The organism is Gordonia prachuapensis, from assembly GCF_036350515.1.
Taxonomy (GTDB): Bacteria; Actinomycetota; Actinomycetes; order Mycobacteriales; family Mycobacteriaceae; genus Gordonia; species Gordonia prachuapensis.
This window is the reverse complement of record NZ_JAZDUE010000010.1, coordinates 159,488-183,287: the sequence shown is the minus strand read 5'-3', so window position 1 is coordinate 183,287 and position 23,800 is coordinate 159,488. Positions and strand designations below refer to the sequence as shown.

Sequence of the window (23,800 nt, the reverse complement as noted above, 5' to 3'; positions counted from 1 at the left end):
TCAGTTCAGTGGAGCGTCTTGATGATCGCGCTGAAGTCGAGGTCGGCGTGCTGCTCGGCGAACGACTTGTAGATCTGCGCGGCATGGGTGCCCAACGGGGCGCGGGAGCCGGTGCTGCCGATGGCGTCGAGCGCCAGGCCCAGGTCCTTGTTCATGAGCGCCGTCGCGAAGCCCGGCTTGAAGTCGTTGTTGGCCGGCGAGGTGGGCACCGGGCCGGGCACCGGGCAGTTGGTCTGGACGGCCCAGCAGTTGCCGGTGGCGCCGGTGATGACGTCGTAGAGGGCCTGGTCGGACAGCCCGAGCTTCTCGGCCAGCACGAACGCCTCGCCGACGGCGATCTGCTGGACCGCCAGCACCATGTTGTTACACACCTTCGCGGCCTGTCCGGCACCGGCCGCACCGCAGTGGATCACCTTGCCGGCCATGGGTTCCAGCGTCGGGCGCGCCGCGGTGAAGGCCTCGTCCTCGCCGCCGACCATGAAGGCCAACGTGCCGGCCACCGCGCCCTTCACCCCACCGGACACGGGGGCGTCGAGTTGTGCGAATCCGTGGTCGGCGGCCTGCTCGTGGATCGACCGCGCGTCGTCGACGGAGATGGTGGAACTGTCGATGAGCAGCGCACCGGTCTGGGTGGCGGGCAGGATGTCGGTGTAGAGGTTCTTCACGATGGCCCCGCTGGGCAGCATGGTGATCACCACCTCGGCGGCGGCGACGGCCTCGACCGCGGTCGGGAATGTTTCGACGCCGTTCTCCTGCGCTGTCTTCACCGCCTCGGGCACCGGATCGAAACCGTGCACCGTGTGCCCGGCTTTCACCAGGTTCGCTGCCATGGGACCACCCATGTTGCCGAGGCCCAGAAAGGCGATCGTCGTCATTGTCGAATCTCCCTGTGTTCGATGATGTTGTCTGGCGGTGCGGTCAGTTCTCGCGGTACCGCGACGCGATCGACCGCCCGACCACGACCCGCATGATCTCGTTGGTGCCCTCCAGTATCCGATGCACCCGCAGATCGCGGACGATCTTCTCGAGACCGTATTCGTTCAGATACCCGTAGCCGCCGTGCAGTTGCAGGGCCTGGTCGGCAACGGTGAAGCAGGTGTCGGTGACGAAGCGCTTGGCCATCGCGCACTTCTCCACCTTGTCGGGGGCGTCGGCGTCGAGCGCCGCGGCCGCCTGCCACAGCATCAGTCGCGAGGCCTCCAACGAGGTCGCCATGTCGGCGAGTGTGAACCGGATGGTGGGCTCGTCGATCAGCGCGCCGCCGAACGCCTTCCGGGAGGCCACATACTGCGCTGCCCGGTCGAATGCGGCCTGCGCGCCGCCCAACGACGACGCCGCGATGTTGAGGCGCCCGCCGTTGAGCCCGTTCATGGCGATGCCGAAGCCGATCCCCTCCTCGCCACCGAGCAGGTTCGCGGCCGGCACCCTCACCTCGTCGAGGATCACCTGCGCGGTCGGCTGCGCGTGCCAGCCCATCTTGCGTTCCTGCGCACCGAAACTCAGCCCCGGGCGGTCCTTCTCGACGATGAACGTCGAGATACCGCGCGGACCGTCGGCGCCGGTACGTGCCATGAGGATGTAGACATCACTCGCACCGGCACCCGAGATGAACTGCTTGACGCCGGTGAGCACGTACTCGTCGCCCGACCGGACCGCCCGCGTGGACAGCGCGGCGGCGTCGGATCCGGCACCCGGCTCGGTGAGGCAGTAGCTGGCAACGGCTTCCATCGACGCCAACTTCGGCACCCACACCGCCCGTTGTTCTGGCGTGCCGTATCCGTCGACCATCCACGTGCACATGTTGTGGATCGAGAGGAACGCGGCGACGGCCGGGTCGGCGTAGGCCAGCTGCTCGAAGATCCGCACGCCGTCGATCCTGCGCAGACCGCTGCCGCCGACGTCCTCGGCACAGTAGATGGCGGCCATGCCGAGTTCGGCTGCCTCGCGGAGTTCGTCGACCGGAAAGTGGTGGCTCTCATCCCATTCCAGGGCGAAGGGCGCCAGTTTCTTGGCCGCGAACCCGGCGGCGGTCTCGACGATGACGCGCTCGTCGGCGTCGAGACCGCTGTCGGTGATGATCGTCATGCGTGATGCTCTCTCACTTCGGTTCCCGCAGGATCAGTCCATCGTCGGGATGACGAACTCGGCCTTTCCTGAATACCCCGTCGCTTCGCTCGCCCCGTCCTTGATGCCCGACGGCCACCGCGACGTGATGGTCTTGGTCTTGGTGTAGAACTGGATCGACGCGGGGCCGTGTTGGTTCAGGTCGCCGAAACCGGACCGCTTCCAACCGCCGAAGGTGTAGTAAGCCACCGGAACCGGGATGGGCACGTTCACCCCGACCATGCCGACGTTGACCCGCGCGGTGAAGTCGCGCGCGGCGTCGCCGTCCTGGGTGAAGATCGCGACACCGTTGCCGTACTGATGATCCGACGCCAGCGCGAGCGCCTCTTCGTAGTCGCCGGCCCGCACGATCTGCAGCACCGGGCCGAAGATCTCGTCGGTGTAAGACGTCATCTCCTTGGTGACATGGTCGAACAGGGTCGGGCCGATGAAGAAGCCGCCGGAGATGTCCTCGTCACCGTAGGACTGCTCGTCGCTGGTGCGTTCGCGGCCGTCGATGACCAGCTCCGCCCCTTCCTCGACACCCTTGGCGATATAGCCCTTGACCCGCTCGAGCGCCGCGGCGGTCACCAGCGGTCCGTAGTCGGCCTTCGGATCGAGGCTGTGACCCACCCGCAGGGCGTTGACCTTGTCGATCAGCTTGGCGCGCAGCCTTTCTGCGGTCTGCTCACCCACCGGGACCGCGACGCTGATCGCCATACAGCGCTCGCCGGCACTGCCGTAACCTGCGCCGATCAGCGCGTCGGCGACCTGGTCGAGGTTGGCGTCGGGCATGACGATCATGTGGTTCTTCGCGCCACCGAAGCACTGGGAACGCTTGCCGTTGGCCGCGGCCGTCGAATAGATGTACTGCGCGATGTCGGAGCTGCCGACGAAGCCGAATGCCTGGACATCGGGGTTGTTCAGCAGCGCGTCGACGGATTCCTTGTCGCCGTGCACGACCTGGAAGACGCCGTCGGGCAGACCTGCCTGGGTGAAGTACTCGGCGAGTTTCACGGGCACCGACGGATCACGTTCGCTGGGCTTGAGGATGAAGGCGTTGCCACAGGCCAGGGCCGGCCCGGCCTTCCACAGCGGGATCATCGCCGGGAAGTTGAAGGGCGTGATGCCCGCGACCACACCGAGCGGCTGACGGACGGAGTGCACGTCGATTCCGGCGCCGGCGCCTTCGGTGAACTCGCCCTTGAGGAGGTGCGGGATGCCGATGGCGAACTCGATGACCTCGATGCCGCGCTGGATGTCGCCCTTCGCGTCGGCGTGGGTCTTGCCGTGTTCCATCGAGAGCAGCGTGGCCAGTTCGTCGGCGTTCTGGTTGACGATGTCGACGAACCGCATCAGCACGCGGGCGCGACGCTGCGGGTTCCACGCCGCCCATTCACGTTGCGCCTCGACGGCGGTGGCGACCGCGGCGTCGACCTCGGCGGTCGAGGCGAGCGGAACCTTCGCGGCGACCGCGCCGGTACTGGGGTTGAACACGTCTGCGAATCGGCCGTCGGTGACGGTCACGGCGGAGCCGTTCAGAAAGTGAGGGACGGAACGGACGTCGACGTCAGTAGTTGACACGGGGAGATCACCTTGATTCGGGAGTCGGGGCAACGCCGGGGAAATCGGCTTCCGTCCTCAATAGTAGGACATCCAAGTATTTTCGCAAGCCCCCTTCACCTGCAGATTTCCCGCCGAATCCAACTTAGGGTAGCCTCGCCTACCGGAGTCGTGGCCACCGAAGCACGACATCGAAGGGAGCCTCCAGATCATGTCCGTCGTCATCCTCTACGGCACCGAGACCGGAAACTGCGAGTTGGTCGCCGACGCCATCGCCGATGTCCTCGCGGCCGATCACGATCCCTCGATCTACGACATGAGCGAGTTCGCCGTCGAGGATCTCGACCCGGCGGATTTCCTGGTCGTGGTCTGCTCCACCTACGGCGAGGGTGAACTGCCGACGGGGGCGGAGCCCTTCGCCGAGGAACTCGACGATGTGGACCCGGATCTCTCCGGACTACGGTTCGCGGTGTTCGGCCTCGGCGACACCGTCTACGGCGAGACCTTCAACCGCGGGGGCGAGATCATCGCGGGCATGTTGGCCAAGCGCGGCGCCACCCAGATCGGCGAGCACGCCCGTCACGACAATTCGTCGGCGGTGAAGCCGGCGAAACAGGCCGCGGAGTGGGCCGAGTCCATCAGCGGACTGATCGACCCGGTGCCCGTCAACTGAGACGACAACCGTCGACTGCGGTAACCGTCAGCCGCGCATGGCTCCGCTGCCGGGGCCGTGCGACCGTTGTGCGATCTCCTCGGCGCGCACCGCGGCCAGCCTGGTGAGCTCCAGGACGGCGCGCACCATCACTGCGAGAACGACGCCGAGGAACAGGGCGGTGGGCACCGACACGGTGAGGTTCTCGCCCAGCAGCACCACGCCCAGCGCCATCGACACCGCCAACTCCATCACAGTGAGCGCCGGGAACGACGTCTGCAGCTCACCGGCACCGAACGCCCGCTGCTGCGCAATGATCGCGGCGACACCCACGAGCACGAACAGGTAGAGCTCCGGGTAGCGCAGTGCGTGCTCCAGATCGTGGACGAGACGCACCGCGACGGCCTTGACCAACAACGCCGACACCCCGAACAGCGTGCCCGCGGCCACCCCGTACAACAGCGCCTTGTAATGCCGGTTCGATCGCTCGGCGGCGACGACGCAGCACAGCACGACCGCGATCACGGCACCGACCGTCGCGGCGACGAGCACCTCGTCCGGCCGCCGCTGTGACGGTTCCGGACGCGAGATGACGAGGAACACGGTCACGCACGCCACCAGGACCGCTCCCCACACCCATTCGACCCGCAGCGGCCATCGATGATCGGCCCATGCCTCCATCGGCAGGGCGAACAGGATCGCCAGTACGACGATGGGCTGGACCAACAGGATGGAGCCGAGTCCCAGCGCGACGACCTGGGCCCCGAACCCGCAGATGGCGATGGCGGCGCCCAGCCACCAGCCGCGCGCGATGGCGCCGCTCGCATACGACGAGCGCTGCCGCATCACCGTTCCACCCGCGATCATCAGCGCTGCCGCCACAGACAGCAGCGCGGGGACCCAGGTATGCACCCGGTCCACCCTAGTGATCGCACCAGGCACTCCGATCCGGACCCGAATGGGCTGCTCACGGTGTGTGCGCACGACGTTGTCGCCTGTGCGTCGTAGGTTGGGAGCATGCGGTATCAGCCCGACCTCGAACGTCTGATGACACTCGACGGCGACACGATCGTCCGGGTGTGCAGCTCACCGCGCTCTGCCGTGGAGCTGATCGACGAGGCCCTCGACGAATGCATCGCGTTCGACGAGCTCGCCGACGAGCACCTCGCGTCCGGGGCCGATGACGACGCCTCGTACTGCCGGCAGGAGGCGGCCGCGTGGCGCGCGACGGCGTCGCTGCTGCGCGTGATCGCCGCCGAGCGCGCCGAGCGCCGTGCGGCAGGTGCCGCATGAGCCGGACCTTGGTGCTGATGCGGCACGGGAAGTCGGGTTATCCGGCCGGAGTCGGGGACCACGAACGGCCACTCGCCGAACGCGGGCAACGCGAGGCCGCACTCGCCGGCCGGTGGATGGGTGACGAAGGACTGCAGATCGACGCGGTCGTGTGTTCCACGGCGACCCGGACACGGCAGACCCTCGAGCGCACCGGGATCGACGTCCCGACGGTCTACGTCGACGACGTCTACGGCGGTGCACCGGACGAGATCCTCGAGGCCCTGCGGGTACACGCACCGCCCGACGCACAGACCGTGATGGTGGTCGGCCATTCACCGGGCATGCCCGCCACGGCGCTGACCCTCGACGCCGACGGTCACATCGACCGGTTCCCCACGTCCGCCTACGCCGTGGTCACCCTGGGGACCCCGTGGGACCGGGTCGGCCTCGATGTGGACGCGGACGCCCGGCTGGTCGGCGTGCGGATACCGCGCGAATGATCGCTCCCTCCGTGTATCAACCGCCCGTGTAGGGCGCCACCGGGACGCACGGGACTGGCGGCGCGTTGGCCGGGTCGAGTGCGCCGAGCACCATCGCCGCGGAGCGCCTGTTGGACGTGATCGACGCGTGCTCGGACCGATCGATAGCACAACCGTCCTGCACGACGATGTTCGTGACGTCGGTGCCCGGCGGACCGTCGAGGATTCCGGTCCAGTACGGAGTGACGATCTGATCGTCGCGGGTCACGATGTTCGTGTACGCCACTCCGGGCAGGTAGGGAGTCGGTTGCCGCACTGCCTGATTGAACGTGAAGTCGGCGGGCGGTGGAACGCAGTCGGGGCACTCGGGCTGTGGTGGCACCGGAATTCCGAGGGCGCGACGAAACAGGGCGACGGCGTCGCCGCGCGCGTCACCGGAGTCACGCTCCTGCCGCCAGTACGGCGCAAGGGACACGTAGTGGGCGACCTTGCCCCGGCCACCGAGGTGTTTCATCCAGTAGGTGGGGATCTCGGTGCCCTGCGAGTGGCCGACGATGTCGACCTGCCGGGCGCCGGTCGCAGCCATCACCCGGTCGACGAATGTTGCCAGCTGCCGGGCACTCTCGGCTTTGGGGCCGAGTCCGCCCAGCGCCGACAGGGGCCACACCGGCGACAGGGCGCCGTAGGTGGGTGCGAACACGCAGTAGCCGGCGTTCTTCAGCACCGGTCCGAGAGTGACCCAGTTCGTCTGTTGCCCACCGCCGGTGCCGTGCACCAGGATCACCGGGCGTGGGTGCTGCCTTGTCGGACGGCATCCGTAGTCGTTTGTCCCCGGGAGGGACCCGCCCGGATCGGCGAGTTCGGCGCCGATGCCTGCCGTGAAGTCGTAGACGACGGGTAGTGGTCGTGGTGCGGCCGACGCCGGGGCCGCGCACATCACCAGCGCCGCCACCACTGCGACCAGGAACGCGAGACCCGCACGCATCAGCTCTCCTCCTCGTCCCCCTCCTCGGGCATCACCAGATCGCAGCGTACGCCGAGCAACCGCACCGGCCGCTCGATCTCGAAATTCCCGAGGAGCTCGGAGATCACCGGTGCGATGTCGTCGAGTCGGGTCGTCGGCGCGGGCAGCTTGCGGGACTTGGTCCGGGTGTAGAACGTCGTGGTCCGTACTGTCACCGCCACCCGGAACACCTCGCGTTCTTCGGACAGGATCTGGCCGAGCAGGTCTTCGGTCAGTTCCAGGGCCGCCGCGCGCATCTCGGCAGCGTCGGTCATGTCTGTCGGGTACGTGCGTGACTTGGAGTGTGAACGCGCCAACCACGGTTCTTCGGTGATCGTCGCGTCACCGCCACCGCGGCACAGCACATAGAGCCAATTGCCCTGGTGCGGGCCGAATATCCCGATGAGGTTCTCGCGTGGTGTCGCGATCAGCTCCTCCACCGTGTCGACCCCGTGGCCGGCCAGCTTGGCGGCGGTCTTGGGGCCGACGCTCCACAGATCCCGGCAGGGTCGCGGGCCCATCAACGGCAACCAGTTCAGCTCGTCGAGCAGGAACACCTTCTCGATACGGAAGGGCGCGAGCGCATCTGCCGCCGGATCGGGTTTCTTGGCGAAGCCCGTCGCCATCTTGGCGCGCTGTTTGTTGTCGGAGATCCCGATCGAGCAATGCAGGCCTGTCCGGTCGAAGATCTCCGTGCGGATCCGCAGGGCGAGATCACCGATCCCGATCCGATCGTGGCCGGCGGGCGCCTCCCCGTCGACCGCGTCCACGCCCATGTAGGCCTCGTCCCAGCCCCACACCTCCACCGGATGGCCCAGGCCCCGCAGGACCGACATCACCTCGGCCGACGCGACGTCGTAGGCGGGAACGTCGAGGGGCAGGTAGATGGCGTCGGGCATCTTGCGGTAGGCGGCGCGCAAAGGCATTCCGGCACGGACACCCGCGTCGCGTGCCTCGTACGACGCGCAGGTGACGACCTTGCGCGCCTCCGTGGGATCGCCGTTACCCCCGACGATCACCGGCACACCTACGAGTTCGGGACTGCGCAGCCGTTCCACGGAGACCTGGAACTGGTCCAGGTCGACGTGAATCAGCCACCGGTAGCGTGGTGCGTCGGCCACGGACTCAGCGTACTGCGATGTCATACCGTCGGGCCGGATGTCACAGGCCGGGCCGGACGTCACACCGGGTCGGGTCGGACATGCTGCGACGACAGCCGACCGACCCGACCCGACCCCTCGAGCGACGCCTCCCCTGCGTCCATACGGGTTGCTGAGATGGGCAGCCGACCGATCGCGAGTCGGTGACGTGCCGCAGAATTCCCCTCTGACGTGCGCGTTCGACTTCTTCATAAGTTACCCGCGCGTAGCTTACCGATGCGTAACCTACGGTAAGGTAAACCCGCGGGCTTGTCCAGTGGTCCAGCTCATATTCAACGATGATTGTGAGCGCCGTCGCACATCTGAAGCTCGCGACGCCGGGGCTAACCCATCTCGCCTCGTGCTGCGATGCGCAGGTCCACCGCGTCCAACCCGGCCGCTCGGCAGGCCTCCCGAAGGGCATCGGGGTTGTAGTCGATGGTCCGCGGCGCCGAACGCCGTCGGCGATCGCAGGGCACCGACCACCGCGCGTCGTCGGACTGGGCGAAGAACGCGCTCGCCTTGCTGATGTAGGTGGCCAGCAGGCGAGCTGAACCATCCGACAATCCGCCGAGCGCAGTCCGCAGGACACTCTGCAGCAGCGCGCGCTCGTCATGCAGCGGGCGTGGACGCAGATGCAGTGCGCGAGAGGCGGTGTGGCAATCCGTCGGGTCGGTCAAGGTATGGGCGGCGACGAACGCGAACGCGACCCGCACCGTCCGGGCGCCCTGCGGATCGGCCGACCACCGATCCGAACGTGCGATGTACTCGGCCGCCCGGACCGGAAGTGATGACGGAATCCGGGCGAGTTCTGCTGGACCACAACCGGTCTCCTCGAGCGCCTCGACGGCCAGCCGCTTCATGGCACCGACTCGACGGGTGTGCGTGCGCAGCATCCCGGACAGGGCGATCGACGCGTCGAAGGTGATGGCGAAGTCCTGCGGCGCGTCGAGCAGCGCGTCCACACCGGGTATGAGGATCAGTTCGGTCACCTCGATCGCCTCGAGAAGTGCCAGCGATCGCGGTAGCGAATCGTCTGCCGCAACTCTCGTACGACGCGTCAACGTATCGGGCATGACCCCCTCCTGTGCCGCGAAGAACAGCGTGATGTCCAGCCCGACTCTGGAATTCACGACCTTGACAGCTGTCGACCCCCACGTCGACCCACCCGTCGCACCGCGACTTACCCGTCGGTAACCTCGATGCGTATCGCTACCGTAAGGTAGCGCCACCCAGTCTGTCCAGAGACAATCTCGTCGCGGTTGTAACGTGTTTCAGCGTCGATGGTCTCGTGTCGCGGTCGGAGTTCAGTAGAGTTCGGGGCGGCGGTCGGCCAGATACGGATAGGTCTCCCGCGACCCTCGCAGCACTTCGCGGTCCGTATCCGCCAGGATCATGTCCGGGGTCCGACTCGCCTCGGCGATCACCGATCCGGCCGGTCCCACCACCATACTGCGGCCTCCGAAGACCAGATCACGTTCCGCACCAGAGTAATTGGCGTACGCGACGTACACCTGACTCTCCAGTGCCCGCGCCCGGAGCAGGACGACTTGGACGACGTCGTATTCGATCATGTTCGCGGTGGGCACGCAGATGACGTCGGCTCCGCGAACGGCGCACGAGCGGACCAGTTCCGGGAACTCGACCTCGTAACAGGTCAGCAGCGCCACCCGCCAACCGGCCACTGTGACGACGGGAGGCGGCACCGATCCGGCCGCGACCATCGCCCGGTCGAGGTCGCCGAACAGGTGCGTCTTGTGGTGCGTTGCCAGCGGCTTGCCGGTCCTGTCCACGAGACGGATCGCGTTGTACAGCAGCCCGTCCCGCGCGCGCTCGACACACCCGTAGAGGATGCCGACGCCGTACCGCCGGGCGATCTCGCAGACGCGGGCGGCGATCGGTCCGTCTTCGGGGTCGGCCAAGCGTTCGGCCTCGTCGGCGGCGAGGCTGTAGCCGGTCACCATCATCTCCGGCGTGATCAGCAGATCGGCCGCGTGACGTGCCGCCTGTGCGGCGGCGTCGTCCAGGCGTTCCAGATTCTCCGCGACGCCGGCGGGCGCGGATTGACATTGCCAGAGCGCCAACCGAAGCCGGACATCATCAGGGTTCTCAAGATTGTCGGTCATGCGATCACAACCCGATGTCGAGGGGGCCGAGCTCGGCGTAGCGTTCGCCCGGACCGGGATTGTCGGGATGGGCTGCACCACCGAAGTGGTTGATGACCCCCCACACCGCGTTGAGTGCGGTCTGCACGGCACCTTCCACCCAGGCCGGCATGAACGAGACGTCGTCGCCGGCGAGGAAGATGCCCTGTTCGGCGTCGGGCAGTCGTTCCTGTCCGTGGAAGTGGCCGTACATACGAGTGTTGTAACGGTAGTGCCCGGGCAGCGCGCCTTTGAACGCACCGAGGAAGTGTGGTTCGTTCTCCCAGGAGACGGTGATCGGCCGCCCGACGATGTGTGCGGCGATGTCGACGTCGGGGTAGATCTTGCGCAGCGCCTCCAGTGCCAGCGACACCCGCTTCTCCACCGGATGTGGCAGCACCTTCAACGCGTCGCTCATCCACGTGTAACTCAGGCAGATGACGCCGGGCCGGTCGGGCCCGTTGTCGAACAGGTAGGTCCCGCGGGTGAGCCGGTCGGTCAATGTCATGCTGAGCAGGTCGCGTCCGGTCTCGGGATCACGGTCCTTCCAGAACGGCCGGTCGACCATGACGAAGGTCTTCGACGACTGCATGTAGCGGGTCCGGTCCAGCGCCATCCACAGGTCCTGGCTGAATAGGCTTTCGTCGCACTCGATCTCGGTGGAGAGCAGCCACGCCTGACAGGTCGCGACGACGGCCGGGAACTCACGTGAGTCGCCCCACCGGTCGACGACCTCGATGCGGTTCGGGCCGAGTCGGCGCAACGCTGCCACGCCGGCGCGGGGTACACCGCTGTGCAGGGAGGACAGGCTGGTTCCGACGGGCCAGTGCCGGATGCGCGGCGGGGTGTCCGACCACAGCTTGCGGGGCACCTGTTCGGCACCGCCGACGATCAGGTGCTGGTCGGTGTCGCAGTTGGTGACCACCACCCGGAAGATCTCCAGCATCGAGTTGGCGAAATCGGAATCCCACCCGCCGGTACCGAATCCGACCTGTCCGAACAACTCCCGATGCCGGAAGCTCAGCGAGCCGAACTCGTCGGAGGTGGCGAGGAAGTCGTAGAAGCTGCGGTCATCCCACTCCACCACCAGCCGGTTCCACAGCTCCTTCAGCCGCGCGGTGTCACGGTTGCGGATCGCGTCCTGCAGCGCCGAGAACCCGGCGACACGTTCGAGCGCGCTGTCCCACGCCTTCTCGATCTCGGTGTAGATCGACGGGAGGTCGTCGAGCGTTCGGGCGTACAGCGTCTCGCCGCCGAGATCGATGACGGTGCTGCCCGCCGCAGCGGTCAGCGGGTTGGGGAATGGTCGCGACCGCAGTCCGAAGGAGTCGACGTAGTGGAAGAAGGTCGACGAGGACACCGGGAACCGCATGCCACCGAGTTCGGCGACCTCGGGTTCTCCGGGCACGAAGTGTTCCGACCACAGGCGCCCGCCGATTCGCTCGGGCTCGTACACCACCGGGCGGAGACCGATCTTCATGAGTTCGTACGCCGCGACCATCCCCGCCATTCCGGCACCGATGATGGCCACCTCAGAGCCGAGGGCATCTGCGGGCACCGACCCGATGCCGGCCGGATGGGTGATCCAGTCGTCATAGGGGAACGGGAAATCCGGACCGAAGATGGTCACCGGCGGATCGGGGTGCACAGGTCCAGCGTATGGCGAGGGCGCACCGGCCGCGGGGTTCCGCGATGCCGACGCGCCGTGACCACCCGATGAAGATCTCGCGATTGCGGACCTTTGCTGTCCGCGATCCGGTTGAGAATGAGGACACCGAGATCAACGAACTACTGAGAGGCACAACCATGGACTGGACACTCGAAGTCGCGTTTCTACCTGTCACCGATGTCGATCGCGCGAAGGAGTTCTACACCAGGATCGGATTCAACCCCGACCACGATCAGTCCCCCAGCGATGACGTCCGGTTCGTCCAGATGACGCCACCGGGATCGTCCTGCTCGATCGCATTCGGGAAGGGGATCGTCGACAGGTCCGGCCCCAATGCGGGACCGCTCATGCTGTGTGTCTCGGACATCCAGGTGGCCCGCAAGCAGCTCGTCGAGGCCGGGGTCGATGCGAGCGAGGTCGACGAGCAGCCGTGGGGCCACTTCGTCTACTTCACCGACCCGGACGGCAATGACTGGAACGTGCAGTACCTGCCGTACCGGTACGAGAGCTGACCGTCCCGAAGCCGAGTGCGTCCGCCGTTTCGTGTGCGGCGGGCGCGCCGGGGCACGACACTGTGAGGTATGCAGTCGGCAGGTGTGCAGGCGGGCACCGTGGGTGCCGAGCCGACCGTGCTGATGGGCACGATCGTCAACCCCGCGGGCCTCACGCTCGCCAAGATCGTGCCGCGGAACCGCATCCCGGTGTTCGCGTCGGCCGGTTTGGGCGCCAGTCCGACGTGGCATGCCTTCGCCGCCGACCAGGTGGGGATCGCCTTCACCGACGCGATCGGCGTCGTCGGCGATCAGCGCATCCGGATCGATCTGGAGGCGATGCGCACCATCGACACCGGTCTGGCCTGGGCGCCGGGCGAGTTCTTCGCCCAGGACGGTGAGCCCATACCCCAGTGCGCACGAGGAACGTTGCGCCGCGTCGTCGACCGGCTCGCGGCGGCAGGTCTACAAGCACTGGTCGGACACGAGATCGAGTTCGTCGTCACCGGCCCGCACGGTGAGCGCGAGCCGTCGGATCTGTGGGCGCAGTACGGCGCCGCGGGGGTGCTGGAGTATGAGGCGTTCGTCCGGGAGGTGCTCGCGGCGTGCGAGTCGGCCGGGATCGGTGTCGAACAGTTCCACCCGGAGTACGGGCACAATCAGTTCGAGCTGTCCGTCGAACCGCTCGACCCGGTGGCCGCCGCCGATCAATTGGTGTTGACCAGGATCGTCCTGGGCCGGGTCGCCCGACGCCACGGCTTGCGAATAAGCCTGTCACCCAAGCCATTCGCCGACGGAGTCGGTTGTGGTGCGCATCAACACATCTCGTTGGGGCGCGACGGGGCGCCGGTGTTCTCGGGCGGTTCGGGCACGGCGGGCATGACCGTCGACGGCGAGCACGCGGTGGCCGGCGTCGTCGACGCGATGATCGACCTGCAGGGCGTGCTGTGCGGATCGGTGGTGTCGGGACTGCGGATGCTGCCCGGCCAGTGGGCCGGCGCCTTCGCCTGCTGGGGTGTGGAGAACCGGGAGGCAGCGGTCCGACTCATCAGCTCCGGCCCGGCCACGCCGCGTGGCGCCAACCTCGAGGTGAAGGCCATCGACGCCTCGGCCAATGTGTACTTCGCGACCGCCGCGATCCTCGGCGCCGCCCTGAGGGGCATCGACGCACGGATGACGCTGCCGCCGCAGGTCACCGTCGATCCGTCGACGCTCACCGAGGTGGAGCGCGCCGACGCCGGCATCCGTCCGTTGTCGGCGGATCAGAGCGCAGTCGTCGACACGATGGACTCGTCGCCTGTGCTGCGCGACATCCTCGGCGACCCGGCTGTCGACGCCCTCGTCGCAGTCCGGCGCTACGAGGTCACGCATTTCCCCGATCACACCGCGCAGACCCTGGCCGACCGGTTCCGGCTCGCGTGGAGTGTCTGAGCGAATGGCGTTGTCCCCCGGTTCGATCGCCGACCACATCGCTGACATCCCGCTGGTGGATCACCACGTTCACGGCTGCTGGACCGGCGGTACCGATCGAACTCGGTTCGAGAACGCACTGAACGAGGGCAACACCGATCTTGTCGAGTCCGACGACGCCCCGTTCGACTCGCAGATCGGTTTCGCCGTGCGCCGTTGGTGTGCACCGGTCCTCGGCCTGCCGGCACACGTCACCGCAGACGACTACTGGCGATGTCGGGCAGCGCTTGCCGAGGACGAGGTGGCGCGGCGATTCCTGGGCGCCGCCGGGGTGAGCGACTGGATCGTCGACACAGGTCTGCCCGGCGTTGCCGATCCGCCCACGCTGGCGGTGTGGTCGGGATCGGCTGCGCACGAGGTGATCCGGCTCGAATCGCTCGCCGAGGACGCCGTCGCCCGCGGCGGCAGCTACGTCGCCGCATTCGACGAGATTCTCGACGACCGGTCCGTGACCGCGGTGGGAACGAAGTCGATCCTGGCCTACCGAGGCGGCTTCGACGGCGACGTGACCGACCCGCACCCGAGCGAGGTCGAGGAGGCCGCCCGGCGGTGGCGTGACGCCGGGCGATCACGGCTGACCGACCGGACGTTGCTGCGCTTCGGTCTGCACCGCGGGCTGCGACTGGGCAAACCGCTGCAACTGCATGTGGGGCTCGGTGACCGCGACGCCGACCTCCACCGCACCAATCCCCTACTGCTACTGGATTTCCTGCGGAACAGTGGCGCCACGCCGGTGATGCTGCTGCACTGCTATCCCTACGAACGCGAGGCCGGTTACCTCGCCCAGGCCTTCAGCAACGTCTACGTCGATGTCGGGCTCGCGGTGAACCACCTCGGCGCACGCGCCCCCGAGCTGATCGCACGCGTGCTGGAGTTGGCGCCGTTCCGGAAGATCCTCTACTCGTCAGACGCCTTCGGCCCGGCCGAACTGCACTACCTTGGTGCGGCGCTGTGGCGCCACGGGTTGGCGACGACGCTTCAGCGCTTCATCGACGCGGATGCGTGGACGCTCGACGACGCGGTGCGGGTGGCCGAACTGATCGGGTTCGGGAATGGGCGGCGGGTGTACGGACTCACTGGACCCTGATGTTCCAGACAATGCCTGCACTTCCGAAAGATCGGATGCCACCGAGCAATCTAGGCGACATCAGAGACACGCCGGACCGCCTCGGCGAACAGGGCGTTGAACTCTTGGAAATCGGGCGTCGCTTGAAATCCGTCGACCTCCTGATAGAACTCGACTTGAAGCGACCCGACCTGCGCATATCCGACAACTGTCTGCCTTCGGGACGGAATTTCACCCGAAGCGGGCAGCGGGTCCGTCGTCACGTCTATCACAATGACCACACTGTCCTCGGCAATGACCTCGGGGGGCGCGGGCAGAACACCGTATGTCTCGATAGCTTTTCCCACACCGGGGACCTCGGTGGTCGTCTCGCGACACGTCTCCGCGAGAGCGCGCTGATCGTCGAGCGTCGGCCCATCAATCACCAACGACTCCGAATAGCGCTCGTCATGAGGCCTCTCGGGTGCCACTGCCACGATTCCCACTCGCTCCGATGCCGCGACCACAGGCACCTGGTCGGACGTTGCCTGGACACACGCCGGATTGTCCGACTCCTGCCCGGTGACCAGTTCGGAGAGGGAGCGCGCTTTGTCCTGTGAGGTCTCGTTGTTCGGTCGGACGCTGTATCCAGGTGGGAAAGCTTCCTGCGTGAGAAGCTTTGCCTCGTCAATCGCGTTGGCCGGCTGCTCTGGCTCCCCCGGACCGTTACATGCAACACATACAGCCATCGCTAGCGCAGCAATTCCGACGACAACGCGTTCGTGTCGGAAACCTCCCAGAGTGCTCACCGATTCGCACCCGGGTCAGGCAGTGGCACACCGCGATTGGCAAGTCCGGCTGCCTCGGCGCCAGAGATCGACTGCCAGTTGGCGCTATTCGAGTCCGGTACTTGTATCCCATTGACTCCGTATGTGCGCACCTTGTCCACCTCGAATTCGTAGTCATACGTGACTGTCAGATAGCTGATCCCGTCGACCTCGACCGACCCGACATGAGAGGGCTGCGCGCCCACCACCCGAACGCGTTGGTTCTCTGTGGCATCGAGATCCAACGATCCGCCAGCACGTCCGCCACCCGTTTCGGGCCGGCCGGCCTTGTTCGGCAATACCCGCCGATCCTCGCCGATTCCCGGGACCCCGACTCCCTGATCGGTGATGCGGTTTCGGCCCAACAAGTTGCCCGACGCGCCGCCCGTCGCCCCGGGAGCGTTTGGGTCCAACGTGATCTCTTTTGCATACATTCTGGCCAGATCCGATGACATGTCTGGATCACTCCAACCTCGGGGGACCTGCACCGGAAGCACTCGGGTGCTCGAGGTCTTGGCGGTCGGACCTACCGTGGTTACACCCGGCGCGGTCTCGAACTCGCGTCCTGGGAGGTGGTCCAAGGTTTCGGCAGGCGGGAGCCCCAGAGACACTCCGCTTGATGCGCGTGAAGGCAGCTGACCTACCGCGACCTGAATCGCCATCGCCAGATCGCGATCAGCATCGTCGGCGGCCAGCATCACCCGGTTCAGCATGACTTGCGCCGTGTCGCGATCGTTCGCCCGGTCGACGTTCATCGTGCTGATCTCCCACGACGGGAGTTCCACGTTCCCCGATGCGTCATCGATCACCAAGCCCTTGGCCGCGGCGAAGGCACGTACCTCCTCGAGTTGCCGCTTGACCGCCTCGACTTCTGCCTGCGCGACCGACGCGGCCTCTGCGACCGCCGCCACCTCGTTTCCGTGGGCGTCGATGTCTGCCCGCTTCTTCCCCGCCGCCTCGTCCGCGGCCTTACCTGCGGTACCACCCCATGTCTCGAAGAGCTCAGGTGATCTGAGTTGTTCACTCGTGGTCGAGCACGCCTCCTGGCGAGCCTGGCACACGCGAAAGACCTCTCCGATCTGCGCGGGGTTCCAGCGGTCGATGTCCTCGGGTGTCATCGCGACTCCGCGCCTTCAGTCCAGATTCAGCAACGGTGGCTGGTCGTCGTCGCCGCTGGTGATCCTGCGGAGCCGCTCCGCGTTCTTCATTTCCTCGTTCTCGAACCTGTTCGCGGCGTCGTGAATCCCACGTGCGTGATCATTGACCGCCGTCACCAAGGTGTCGGCTGTCGCGCGCCACTGCCCTGTGACGGCGGACAACGCCGCCTTCGAAGCGCCGGCCCAGCCGCCGAGAGCCGCATCGAGTTCGCTGTGCTCACGGTCGAAGGTCTCGGAGACGTCACTGGCCGTCTGGCCAATCCGCGTCCCTGCCGCCCGCATGACGCGAAAATCTGCCCTCAGCTCGTCCTCTGAACTCATCTCTCCCCCGCACGTACTGGTAGATCAACCGTATCCACCCTCTGAGTAGGACGCGCGGGAGGGCTTGTCGGTTCCGTCATCCACCGGCCGATTCGCCGCCGATCCGGGTTCGCCATACTGTCCGATGTGCGCGAACCAGGATCAACCGTCATCGAGGCCTTCGACGTCGCCGAACCTGTGTGGGCCACCGCGGGAGCCCTGCTGTTCGTGCTGGTACTCGCGATGGTGTTCGGCACGGTGGCGCGATGGGTGTTGCGGCGTCGGGCCCGGCTGAGCTTCACCGCGTCCGTCGTCCTGTCGATTCTGGGATCGGCGGTAGGCCTCCTGGTCGCCGGCGTGGTGAACCCCGACGCCCGGGTGTGGAGCGCCGTCACCGTCATCCTCTGCCTGCTCAGTTCGATCGGCGCGGTCGCCACCTATGGCGCAATCGCGACCCACTTCCAGCGACAGCACCACGTCCCGATCGCCGAGCTGTTGGCAGCGGGTGAGTCCGACCGCGTCGAGTTCAAGTCGACCGCACGGATCAACATGCGCACCGGCGACAAGGATGCGCGGATGGAGCACGTGATCGTCAAGACCGTGTCCGGTTTCCTCAACGGCGGGGGCGGCACCCTGCTGGTCGGCGTCGACGACGACGGCAACCCGCTGGGCCTCGATCGCGACTACGCCACGTTGAAGGTGCCTGACGCCGATCGGTTCGAGCTGTGGCTGCGGGATCTGTTCACGACGTCGCTCGGCCAGAACGCGGCCGCCGCCATCGGCGTCAGCATCGAGGACGTGACCACAGACGACGGGGCGCAGCCGGTCTGCCGGATCAGCTGCTCACCGTCGACGCGACCGGTGTATCTGCGTGCCGGCAAGAACGCCACACCCGAGTTCTGGGTACGCACCGGCAACTCCACACGCCAGCTCACGGTCGACCAGGCGGCCGACTACGTCATGAACCGGTGGCCACTGGGCGCCGGTTCCGCGGTCGCCGCGCAGGTGCGTGCCGCGGTGCGGTTCTCCGTCGAACGCTGACCCGACCTACTCCGACCGTCCTGCGGCAGCCGCATCGGCGACCTCGCCCACCAGGTGCTCGATGACGTCCTCGAGCATCGCGGCGCCGACGATCGAGTCGTCGTCCGCGGTCACCAGGGCGACATGGGTGCCGCGGACCTGCATCTCCGACAACACCTGCTCCAGACTGTCCGTCTCACGCACCCGGATGATGGAACGGATGTGTTCGTCGGGCAGAACCGAATCGGGGGGCACGTGCAGGATGTCCTTGATGTGGACGTAGCCGGAGATCACGCCCCGGTCGTCGCGGATCGGGAAGCGCGAGAAACCGGTGTCGACGCACAGTTGGTGAAGATCCCCGATCGTGTCGTGCCGATCGATCGCGATCAGTCTCGTCATCGGCACCGCGATGGCGCGAACGGGCGTGCCGGCGATCGCGATCGAGCCTGTCAGCAGGGTGTGCGTGCTGTCGTCGAGCAAACCCTCCCCCTTGGATTCCTCGATGAAGGCCGCAACCTCGTCGGCGGTGAAGGTGGATGCAACTTCGTCGCGAGGCTCCACCTTCAGCAGGGTGAGGATGTGGTTGGCGATCCAGTTGATCAGGCCCAGGAACGGTCGCAACACGGTGACGATCGCGTACAGCGGCGGCCCGAGGATCAATGCCGCACGGCCCGGCCCGGCAATCGCGATGTTCTTCGGCACCATCTCCCCGACCGTCATGTGCAGTGACAGCACGATCGCCAAGGCGATCGCGAGAGCGATCGGGTGCAGCAGTGCCGATGGCATACCGAGGGCCTCCAGCGGGATCTCGAGCGCATGTGCCACAGCGGGTTCGGCGATCGCACCGAGCCCGAGCGAGCACATGGTGATCCCCAACTGAGCGCCTGCCATCATCAGCGACACATTCTCCAGGGCACGAAGCGTCATCCGCGCCGCCCGCCTGCCACTCGCGGCGAGCGGTTCGATCTGCGTACGGCGCGACGCCACCAAGGCGAACTCGGCACCGACGAAGAACGCGTTGCCGGCCAGCAACACGATCCCGACCACCATCCCGACGACGTCAACCACTGTCATCACCCGATGGCGAATCGTCCACGCGCTCGAACACGATCTGGACACGTGCCACGCGGCGCCCATCGACCTGGGTGACCCGAACCCTGACCGTCACCGGCGTGGGGACCCCATCCACATCCGGCCGGTGGATGTCGTGGGCGTCGAGGTGGAGTTCGTCGCCGACTCGAGCGAATCGGCCCAGCGTCTCCACGACGAGTCCGCCGGAGGTCTCGCTGTGTTCCGGTTCGGGCAGCGCTATTCCGGTCACGTCGGCGACCTCGTCGGGGCGCATCAAACCGGGGATCGACCAACCGCCACCAGGAAGGCGCCGGGGCCCACCTCCCGGACGGTCTTGCTCGTCGGTGATGTCGCCGAGTACCTCCTCGACGAGATCCTCCAGAGTGACGACCCCATCGGTGCCGTCCCACTCGTCGACGACGACCGCCAGTTGTAGACCACCGCGCAACTCGCCGAGTACCTCACCCAGCCCCATCGAGCTGGGTACGGCACGAATCGGTGCCATGATGTCGGCCGCGACCGTGGTCGACCGATCCTCGACCGCGACAGCGAGCGCCGCCTTGAAGTGAACGACTCCGACGATGTCGTCCACCGAGTCGCCAGTCACCGGGAATCGGGCATGTCCGGTGCTCGACACCAACGCGAGAACCTCACCGATCGTGGTGTCGCGGTCCAAGAAGGTGACGCGCGGCCGCGGGGTCATGACGTCGGCCGCGGTGCGCTGTGCGAAGACTGCAGCTTCTTCGACCCGGCGCGCGAGCCTTCGATCGAGCACACCCCGCTGGGCGGACCGGACAGCCATCGAACCGAGTTCCCGAGCCGACCTCGCCGAGGCGAGTTCCTCCCGCGGCTCGATGCCGAGCATCCGCACGATGCGGTTGGATGCGCCGTTGAGGACGACGATCAGCGGTTTGGCGGTTGCGGTGAACACGCGCTGCGGGGTGGACACCGCCCGTGCCACTCGCATGGGCTCGGAGATCCCCCAGTTCTTCGGGACCAGTTCACCGAACACCATCTGCACGATGGTGGCGACAAGGAACGCGATGGTGAGCGATACACCCATGCTCGCCCGCTCCGGGACACCCAGAAACGCGATCGGGCCGCGGATCAACGCGGCGACCGACGGCTCGGCAACGTAGCCGACGAGGAGGCTGGACGCGGTGATACCCAGCTGCGCGCCCGACAACTGCGTCGACAGTGCGCGCAACGCCATCGCCACCGACTGCGCGCGCCGATCACCGCCGCGCGCTGCCTCGTGGACGGCGGGTCGATCGACCGCGACAAACGAGAACTCCGCGGCGACGAACAACGCGTTGGCACCTATCAGGAGCACCGCGACGAGCAGGAGTAACCACTCGGTCAGCACGCGCCGTCCTTCGTGCGGACCGAGGCCTCCGAGCGGTTCTCGCCGGTGTAGTCCACAACACGACTCTACCGATCGATGACGAGACGGACCGCGTGCGATTTCGTGCGGGATCTGTCCCTGCGGAGCACCTTCTGGCCGCACCTGTAGGCCCCCGCACTCGAAAGTGTGAGGGCCGTGGGTGTTTCGGCTTGCGTGATCTCGAGATGTCCTCGGCAAGTGGACCGCGTCGAGTTCAAGTCGTCCGCACGGATCAACATGCACACCGGCGACAAGGATGCGCGGATGGAGCACGTGATTGTCAAGACCGTGTCCGGTTTCCTCAACGGCGGGGCGGCACCCTGCTGGTCGGCGTCGATGACGACGGCAACCCACTGGGCCGCGACTACGTCACCCTGAAGGTTCCCCCGCCAGTGGGCGCCGGTTCGGCGGTCGCCGCGCAGGTGCGGGCCGCGGTGCGGTTCTCCGTCGAACGCTGACCCGTACGCTCCTGGCCGACCTGCCTCACTCGCCGTCGAGGATGCGACGCAGGGTCTGGGCGAAGCCTTCGGGTTCGCCGTGCATGCCGTACTCGCCACCCAGGAAACCGTTGTGCCCACTGGGGAAATCAACTTGTTCGAGGCCGGCCGCCGCGGCCAGCGCGGCGGCGCCCCGATGGGCGACCTCGCCTGACGATTCGACGCCCGTGCCGATCACCACCCGGGTCGACGCTGCGCGCAACGCATCGATGTCGAACTCGTAGCTGGTGCAGGTCCTGATGTTCAACCCGATGAGCGGGTCGGAGCGGTCCCCGTCATCCTCCGTCGGCAGACCGAACTGGGCCGGATCCGGTTCCGATTCAACCAGATACGACGAGGTCAACTCCCCCTTCCGGGAGACCAGGGCGATGAACTTCGCCATCGCCGGCCCGAGTCCCCGCACCTGATACGTGTCGTACATGTCGTCGCACACCGCCAGGATCACATCACGGTCGAGCAGAAACTGTGCCGTCGGCGGTTCGTGCGCCACAAGGGTGGTCAGCAGGTCGCCGTCCCCGCGTCCGACCAGCGCCAGCGCGTTGACCGCTCCCCCGCTGCTGGCGAACATGTCCACCGGACCGGCATCGAGTTCGGTGATGACCGCGGCGATGTCGTCGGCATGGACGAGTGGGGTGTACTCCGCGGCGTCGTCGGTCCGGCGGCTACGGCCGACGGCCCGCGGGTCATAGGTGACGATCACCCGATCCGCGAAGTAGCCCGAGAGGGTTGCGAACCCGCTTGCGTCCATGGGAGATCCGACGAGAAACAGTGGTCGGTTCGATGCACCAATGGCCGCGGGGCGGATGTCGTAGGTCAGTGCTGCACCGGACACGTCGAGGGTGTGGGTTTCCGATGTGGTCATGATCAGTCCTTCTGTCTGGATGGACGCCATCGGTCAGACACGTTGCATCGCAGCGTATCCGAGGGTGAAGGGCGCATTCTGCTCATTCGTGCCGTGGACGATGGCGGTCTGTCGCGTGCCGTCCGACGCTGCGGTCCACGACCGGATCGTCCTGGTCGTGTTGCCGGGCCGGGGGCAGGTCTGCACCGGCGGGTCCAGTTTCGCGGTGTTTCCACGGACGAGCATCGACCAGACACAGCCGTCGTCGGTCTGCGCCGTGATGCGGTTGCCGTAGTCCGCGGTCATCAGGACAGCCCCTTGCTCGGGGGCCGGTCGCACGCCGTCCGCGGCACGCACGACGCTGATGTTGCGCATCGACGCGGGGTCTGCGGCATCGAACCGCCACGTCCCGACGAACGCGGAGACCGCCGCCCCGTCGCCGTCGTCGGTTCTCGTTCGCGCCCCGGTGGGCAACGCGAAGTCGAGGTCCCGGTCCGCCCGGTGGCTCTTGGCGGTGATCTTCTCCGTCATGGCGTCCCCGTCGACAGTCGCCGTCCACGATGTGATCGTGTACGAGACGTTGGAGGTCGGGTTGTTGCACAGCTGCGCGGGCGGATCGAGGCGCAATGCGTCTTCGCCGGCGTGGAATCGCCAGGTGCAGCCCACGTCGGTGCGCCCGAACACGATGTCGCCGTTGGGATTCTGCGGATCCCGGGTGAAGACGACATCGCCCACCTGTGGCGCCCGCTGTGGGCCCGTCGGCAGTGCGAGTTCGGCCATGTTCACGCCCGACGACGGATCGGGCTGATCGTAGTTCCACTTCCCGAGGTAGCGGTCGACGGTACTCTGCGCCGATTCATCGGTCGGCGAACTGCACGCGGCGAGGACACCGACGAGCAGGATGGGAATGGATAGCAGTGAACGTCTGGTCATGGGTGGCTCCCGACGATATAGTGACCCGGCTGAAGGAGAGTAGATTACCTATTGACTAGATAAACTAGTTATCAGATTAGCGAGGTATTTACGGGTGTCAAGCGCTCATGCGGATCTCACGCGCGAGATCGCTCAGCGGCTGGGCCGCACGGTGGAGTGGGGAATGCGGATGAACCACTCGGCCGCATCGTCGTTGAACATCAACACCAGTGACATGTTCTGTCTGCAGGCCCTGCAGTCCGGCTCGAAGACAGCCGGCGAACTCGCCAGGCACCTGGGCATTACGACCGCATCGACGACGACGATGATCGATCGGCTCGAGCGCGCCGGGTTCGTCACTCGCACGCGGGATCCGCAGGATCGCCGACGGGTCGCCGTGCAACTCGTCGACGATCGCGCACGTCAGGAGATCGCGCCGCTGTTCGCTCCCCTGGTGCGATCCTGGCTCCAACACCTGGCCGACTACGACGAGGCTGAGCTCCGGGTGATCGCCGGGTTCCTGGCGTCCGTTGAGGAGTCGTTCGCGGCGGAGATCGAGGGGTAGCTGCGGTTCTGGCCGCAGTACGCGACCCCCCGCGCTCTCCGAAGCTGCGGGGGCCGTTGGCGATCCGGCTTACGCGATCTCGATACGCCCTCGGCTAGCGCCTCGGACTACTCGATCGGCGGGTGGGGCGGACTACTCGATCGGCGGGTGGGGCGGACCACTCGATCGGCGGGTGGGGCGGACCACTCGATCG

25 protein-coding genes are annotated in these 23,800 nt (G+C 66.8%); 9 read left to right on the top strand and 16 right to left on the bottom strand.

What is annotated here, in order from left to right; all coding sequences use genetic code 11:
* Positions 1–5: 5 nt before the first annotated feature.
* Genes mmsB through V1Y59_RS13815 form a run of 3 tightly spaced genes read right to left on the bottom strand, consistent with a single transcriptional unit; the run spans position 6 to position 3,687 of the window.
* Positions 6–998, bottom strand: a complete 993-nt coding sequence (gene mmsB, locus V1Y59_RS13825; RefSeq protein WP_431309171.1) for a 3-hydroxyisobutyrate dehydrogenase — start codon at positions 996–998, stop codon at positions 6–8.
* Positions 919–2,085, bottom strand: a complete 1,167-nt coding sequence (locus V1Y59_RS13820) for an acyl-CoA dehydrogenase family protein (RefSeq protein WP_330505541.1) — start codon at positions 2,083–2,085, stop codon at positions 919–921. The genes mmsB and V1Y59_RS13820 overlap by 80 nt, the downstream gene beginning before the upstream one ends.
* A gap of 33 nt (positions 2,086–2,118) precedes the next feature.
* Complete coding sequence (locus V1Y59_RS13815) at positions 2,119–3,687, bottom strand: CoA-acylating methylmalonate-semialdehyde dehydrogenase (protein ID WP_330505540.1); 1,569 nt, start codon at positions 3,685–3,687, stop codon at positions 2,119–2,121.
* A 190-nt stretch (positions 3,688–3,877) separates the two neighbouring features.
* Here V1Y59_RS13815 and V1Y59_RS13810 point away from each other — a divergent pair, with 190 nt between their 5' ends.
* Positions 3,878–4,339, top strand: coding sequence for a flavodoxin family protein (locus V1Y59_RS13810; protein ID WP_330505539.1), 462 nt, complete (start codon positions 3,878–3,880; stop codon positions 4,337–4,339).
* A gap of 27 nt (positions 4,340–4,366) precedes the next feature.
* On the opposite strand, the gene V1Y59_RS13805 is transcribed toward V1Y59_RS13810, so the two are convergent.
* Positions 4,367–5,230, bottom strand: coding sequence for a DMT family transporter (locus tag V1Y59_RS13805; RefSeq protein WP_330505538.1), 864 nt, complete (start codon positions 5,228–5,230; stop codon positions 4,367–4,369).
* 105 nt (positions 5,231–5,335) lie between these two features.
* On the opposite strand from V1Y59_RS13805, the gene V1Y59_RS13800 reads away from it, so the two are divergent.
* Complete coding sequence (locus tag V1Y59_RS13800; RefSeq protein WP_330505537.1) at positions 5,336–5,611, top strand: hypothetical protein; 276 nt, start codon at positions 5,336–5,338, stop codon at positions 5,609–5,611.
* Positions 5,608–6,093, top strand: a complete 486-nt coding sequence (locus tag V1Y59_RS13795; protein WP_330505536.1) for a SixA phosphatase family protein — start codon at positions 5,608–5,610, stop codon at positions 6,091–6,093. Before V1Y59_RS13800 ends, V1Y59_RS13795 begins: the two co-directional genes overlap by 4 nt.
* A 16-nt stretch (positions 6,094–6,109) precedes the next feature.
* Here V1Y59_RS13795 and V1Y59_RS13790 read toward each other — a convergent pair whose 3' ends face one another.
* The 5 genes from V1Y59_RS13790 to V1Y59_RS13770 form a co-directional block, all read right to left on the bottom strand.
* Positions 6,110–7,057, bottom strand: a complete 948-nt coding sequence (locus V1Y59_RS13790) for an esterase/lipase family protein (RefSeq protein ID WP_330505535.1) — start codon at positions 7,055–7,057, stop codon at positions 6,110–6,112.
* Positions 7,057–8,220 carry a DNA polymerase IV gene (locus V1Y59_RS13785; RefSeq protein WP_431309168.1) on the bottom strand — a complete coding sequence of 388 codons (1,164 nt, stop codon included), beginning with the start codon at positions 8,218–8,220 and terminating at the stop codon, positions 7,057–7,059. The genes V1Y59_RS13790 and V1Y59_RS13785 overlap by 1 nt, the downstream gene beginning before the upstream one ends.
* Positions 8,221–8,558: 338 nt before the next feature.
* On the bottom strand, positions 8,559–9,347 hold the full coding sequence (locus V1Y59_RS13780) for a hypothetical protein (protein ID WP_330505533.1): 789 nt from the start codon (positions 9,345–9,347) through the stop codon (positions 8,559–8,561).
* Positions 9,348–9,521: 174 nt separating this feature from the next.
* The gene (locus V1Y59_RS13775) at positions 9,522–10,340 is read right to left on the bottom strand and encodes a carbon-nitrogen hydrolase family protein (RefSeq protein ID WP_330505532.1); all 819 of its coding nucleotides are present in this window, start codon (positions 10,338–10,340) and stop codon (positions 9,522–9,524) included.
* A gap of 4 nt (positions 10,341–10,344) precedes the next feature.
* Positions 10,345–12,006 (bottom strand): flavin monoamine oxidase family protein, encoded by a 1,662-nt coding sequence (locus V1Y59_RS13770; protein ID WP_330505531.1) that lies wholly within the window; start codon positions 12,004–12,006, stop codon positions 10,345–10,347.
* 158 nt (positions 12,007–12,164) lie between these two features.
* Here V1Y59_RS13770 and V1Y59_RS13765 point away from each other — a divergent pair, with 158 nt between their 5' ends.
* The 3 genes from V1Y59_RS13765 (at position 12,165) to V1Y59_RS13755 (ending at position 15,075) form a co-directional block, all read left to right on the top strand.
* The gene (locus V1Y59_RS13765; protein ID WP_330505530.1) at positions 12,165–12,539 is read left to right on the top strand and encodes a VOC family protein; all 375 of its coding nucleotides are present in this window, start codon (positions 12,165–12,167) and stop codon (positions 12,537–12,539) included.
* A gap of 69 nt (positions 12,540–12,608) precedes the next feature.
* Positions 12,609–13,949: a glutamine synthetase family protein gene (locus tag V1Y59_RS13760; RefSeq protein ID WP_330505529.1), complete on the top strand. Its 1,341-nt coding sequence runs from the start codon at positions 12,609–12,611 to the stop codon at positions 13,947–13,949.
* Between the two features lie 4 nt (positions 13,950–13,953).
* A complete protein-coding gene (locus V1Y59_RS13755; protein WP_330505528.1) occupies positions 13,954–15,075 on the top strand; it encodes an amidohydrolase family protein in 1,122 nt (373 codons plus the stop codon).
* Positions 15,076–15,125: 50 nt separating this feature from the next.
* On the opposite strand, the gene V1Y59_RS13750 is transcribed toward V1Y59_RS13755, so the two are convergent.
* The 3 genes from V1Y59_RS13750 to V1Y59_RS13740 are packed head-to-tail and all read right to left on the bottom strand — an operon-like array spanning position 15,126 to position 17,338.
* Positions 15,126–15,842 carry a hypothetical protein gene (locus V1Y59_RS13750; protein ID WP_330505527.1) on the bottom strand — a complete coding sequence of 239 codons (717 nt, stop codon included), beginning with the start codon at positions 15,840–15,842 and terminating at the stop codon, positions 15,126–15,128.
* The gene (locus V1Y59_RS13745) at positions 15,839–16,978 is read right to left on the bottom strand and encodes a hypothetical protein (RefSeq protein ID WP_330505526.1); all 1,140 of its coding nucleotides are present in this window, start codon (positions 16,976–16,978) and stop codon (positions 15,839–15,841) included. The genes V1Y59_RS13750 and V1Y59_RS13745 overlap by 4 nt, the downstream gene beginning before the upstream one ends.
* Positions 16,979–16,993: 15 nt before the next feature.
* Positions 16,994–17,338 (bottom strand): WXG100 family type VII secretion target, encoded by a 345-nt coding sequence (locus V1Y59_RS13740; protein ID WP_330505525.1) that lies wholly within the window; start codon positions 17,336–17,338, stop codon positions 16,994–16,996.
* A 126-nt stretch (positions 17,339–17,464) separates the two neighbouring features.
* On the opposite strand from V1Y59_RS13740, the gene V1Y59_RS13735 reads away from it, so the two are divergent.
* Positions 17,465–18,358, top strand: coding sequence for an AlbA family DNA-binding domain-containing protein (locus V1Y59_RS13735; protein WP_330505524.1), 894 nt, complete (start codon positions 17,465–17,467; stop codon positions 18,356–18,358).
* 6 nt (positions 18,359–18,364) lie between these two features.
* Here V1Y59_RS13735 and V1Y59_RS13730 read toward each other — a convergent pair whose 3' ends face one another.
* The gene (locus V1Y59_RS13730; RefSeq protein WP_330505523.1) at positions 18,365–19,411 is read right to left on the bottom strand and encodes a hemolysin family protein; all 1,047 of its coding nucleotides are present in this window, start codon (positions 19,409–19,411) and stop codon (positions 18,365–18,367) included.
* Positions 19,398–20,774 (bottom strand): hemolysin family protein, encoded by a 1,377-nt coding sequence (locus tag V1Y59_RS13725; RefSeq protein ID WP_330505522.1) that lies wholly within the window; start codon positions 20,772–20,774, stop codon positions 19,398–19,400. Before V1Y59_RS13725 ends, V1Y59_RS13730 begins: the two co-directional genes overlap by 14 nt.
* A gap of 216 nt (positions 20,775–20,990) precedes the next feature.
* On the opposite strand from V1Y59_RS13725, the gene V1Y59_RS13720 reads away from it, so the two are divergent.
* Positions 20,991–21,170: a hypothetical protein gene (locus tag V1Y59_RS13720; RefSeq protein ID WP_330505521.1), complete on the top strand. Its 180-nt coding sequence runs from the start codon at positions 20,991–20,993 to the stop codon at positions 21,168–21,170.
* Between the two features lie 105 nt (positions 21,171–21,275).
* On the opposite strand, the gene V1Y59_RS13715 is transcribed toward V1Y59_RS13720, so the two are convergent.
* Positions 21,276–22,151 carry an alpha/beta fold hydrolase gene (locus tag V1Y59_RS13715; RefSeq protein WP_330505520.1) on the bottom strand — a complete coding sequence of 292 codons (876 nt, stop codon included), beginning with the start codon at positions 22,149–22,151 and terminating at the stop codon, positions 21,276–21,278.
* A 33-nt stretch (positions 22,152–22,184) separates the two neighbouring features.
* The gene (locus V1Y59_RS13710; RefSeq protein WP_330505519.1) at positions 22,185–23,063 is read right to left on the bottom strand and encodes a hypothetical protein; all 879 of its coding nucleotides are present in this window, start codon (positions 23,061–23,063) and stop codon (positions 22,185–22,187) included.
* A gap of 94 nt (positions 23,064–23,157) precedes the next feature.
* Between V1Y59_RS13710 and V1Y59_RS13705 the strand changes: the two genes are divergently transcribed.
* Entirely contained in the window at positions 23,158–23,607 is a 450-nt protein-coding gene (locus V1Y59_RS13705; protein WP_330505518.1) for a MarR family winged helix-turn-helix transcriptional regulator, read from the top strand.
* Positions 23,608–23,800 lie beyond the last annotated feature (193 nt).

Bases quoted from the DNA above. Each gene is read 5' to 3' on its own strand.
- V1Y59_RS13820 (WP_330505541.1), bottom strand. From the start codon at position 2,085: ATGACGATCATCACCGACAGCGGTCTCGACGCCGACGAGCGCGTCATC.
- V1Y59_RS13810 (WP_330505539.1), top strand. From the start codon at position 3,878: ATGTCCGTCGTCATCCTCTACGGCACCGAGACCGGAAACTGCGAGTTG.
- V1Y59_RS13800 (WP_330505537.1), top strand. From the start codon at position 5,336: ATGCGGTATCAGCCCGACCTCGAACGTCTGATGACACTCGACGGCGAC.
- V1Y59_RS13795 (WP_330505536.1), top strand. From the start codon at position 5,608: ATGAGCCGGACCTTGGTGCTGATGCGGCACGGGAAGTCGGGTTATCCG.
- V1Y59_RS13790 (WP_330505535.1), bottom strand. From the start codon at position 7,057: ATGCGTGCGGGTCTCGCGTTCCTGGTCGCAGTGGTGGCGGCGCTGGTG.
- V1Y59_RS13785 (WP_431309168.1), bottom strand. From the start codon at position 8,220: ATGACATCGCAGTACGCTGAGTCCGTGGCCGACGCACCACGCTACCGG.
- V1Y59_RS13775 (WP_330505532.1), bottom strand. From the start codon at position 10,340: ATGACCGACAATCTTGAGAACCCTGATGATGTCCGGCTTCGGTTGGCG.
- V1Y59_RS13765 (WP_330505530.1), top strand. From the start codon at position 12,165: ATGGACTGGACACTCGAAGTCGCGTTTCTACCTGTCACCGATGTCGAT.
- V1Y59_RS13760 (WP_330505529.1), top strand. From the start codon at position 12,609: ATGCAGTCGGCAGGTGTGCAGGCGGGCACCGTGGGTGCCGAGCCGACC.
- V1Y59_RS13755 (WP_330505528.1), top strand. From the start codon at position 13,954: ATGGCGTTGTCCCCCGGTTCGATCGCCGACCACATCGCTGACATCCCG.
- V1Y59_RS13745 (WP_330505526.1), bottom strand. From the start codon at position 16,978: ATGACACCCGAGGACATCGACCGCTGGAACCCCGCGCAGATCGGAGAG.
- V1Y59_RS13740 (WP_330505525.1), bottom strand. From the start codon at position 17,338: ATGAGTTCAGAGGACGAGCTGAGGGCAGATTTTCGCGTCATGCGGGCG.
- V1Y59_RS13730 (WP_330505523.1), bottom strand. From the start codon at position 19,411: ATGACAGTGGTTGACGTCGTCGGGATGGTGGTCGGGATCGTGTTGCTG.
- V1Y59_RS13715 (WP_330505520.1), bottom strand. From the start codon at position 22,151: ATGACCACATCGGAAACCCACACCCTCGACGTGTCCGGTGCAGCACTG.
- V1Y59_RS13710 (WP_330505519.1), bottom strand. From the start codon at position 23,063: ATGACCAGACGTTCACTGCTATCCATTCCCATCCTGCTCGTCGGTGTC.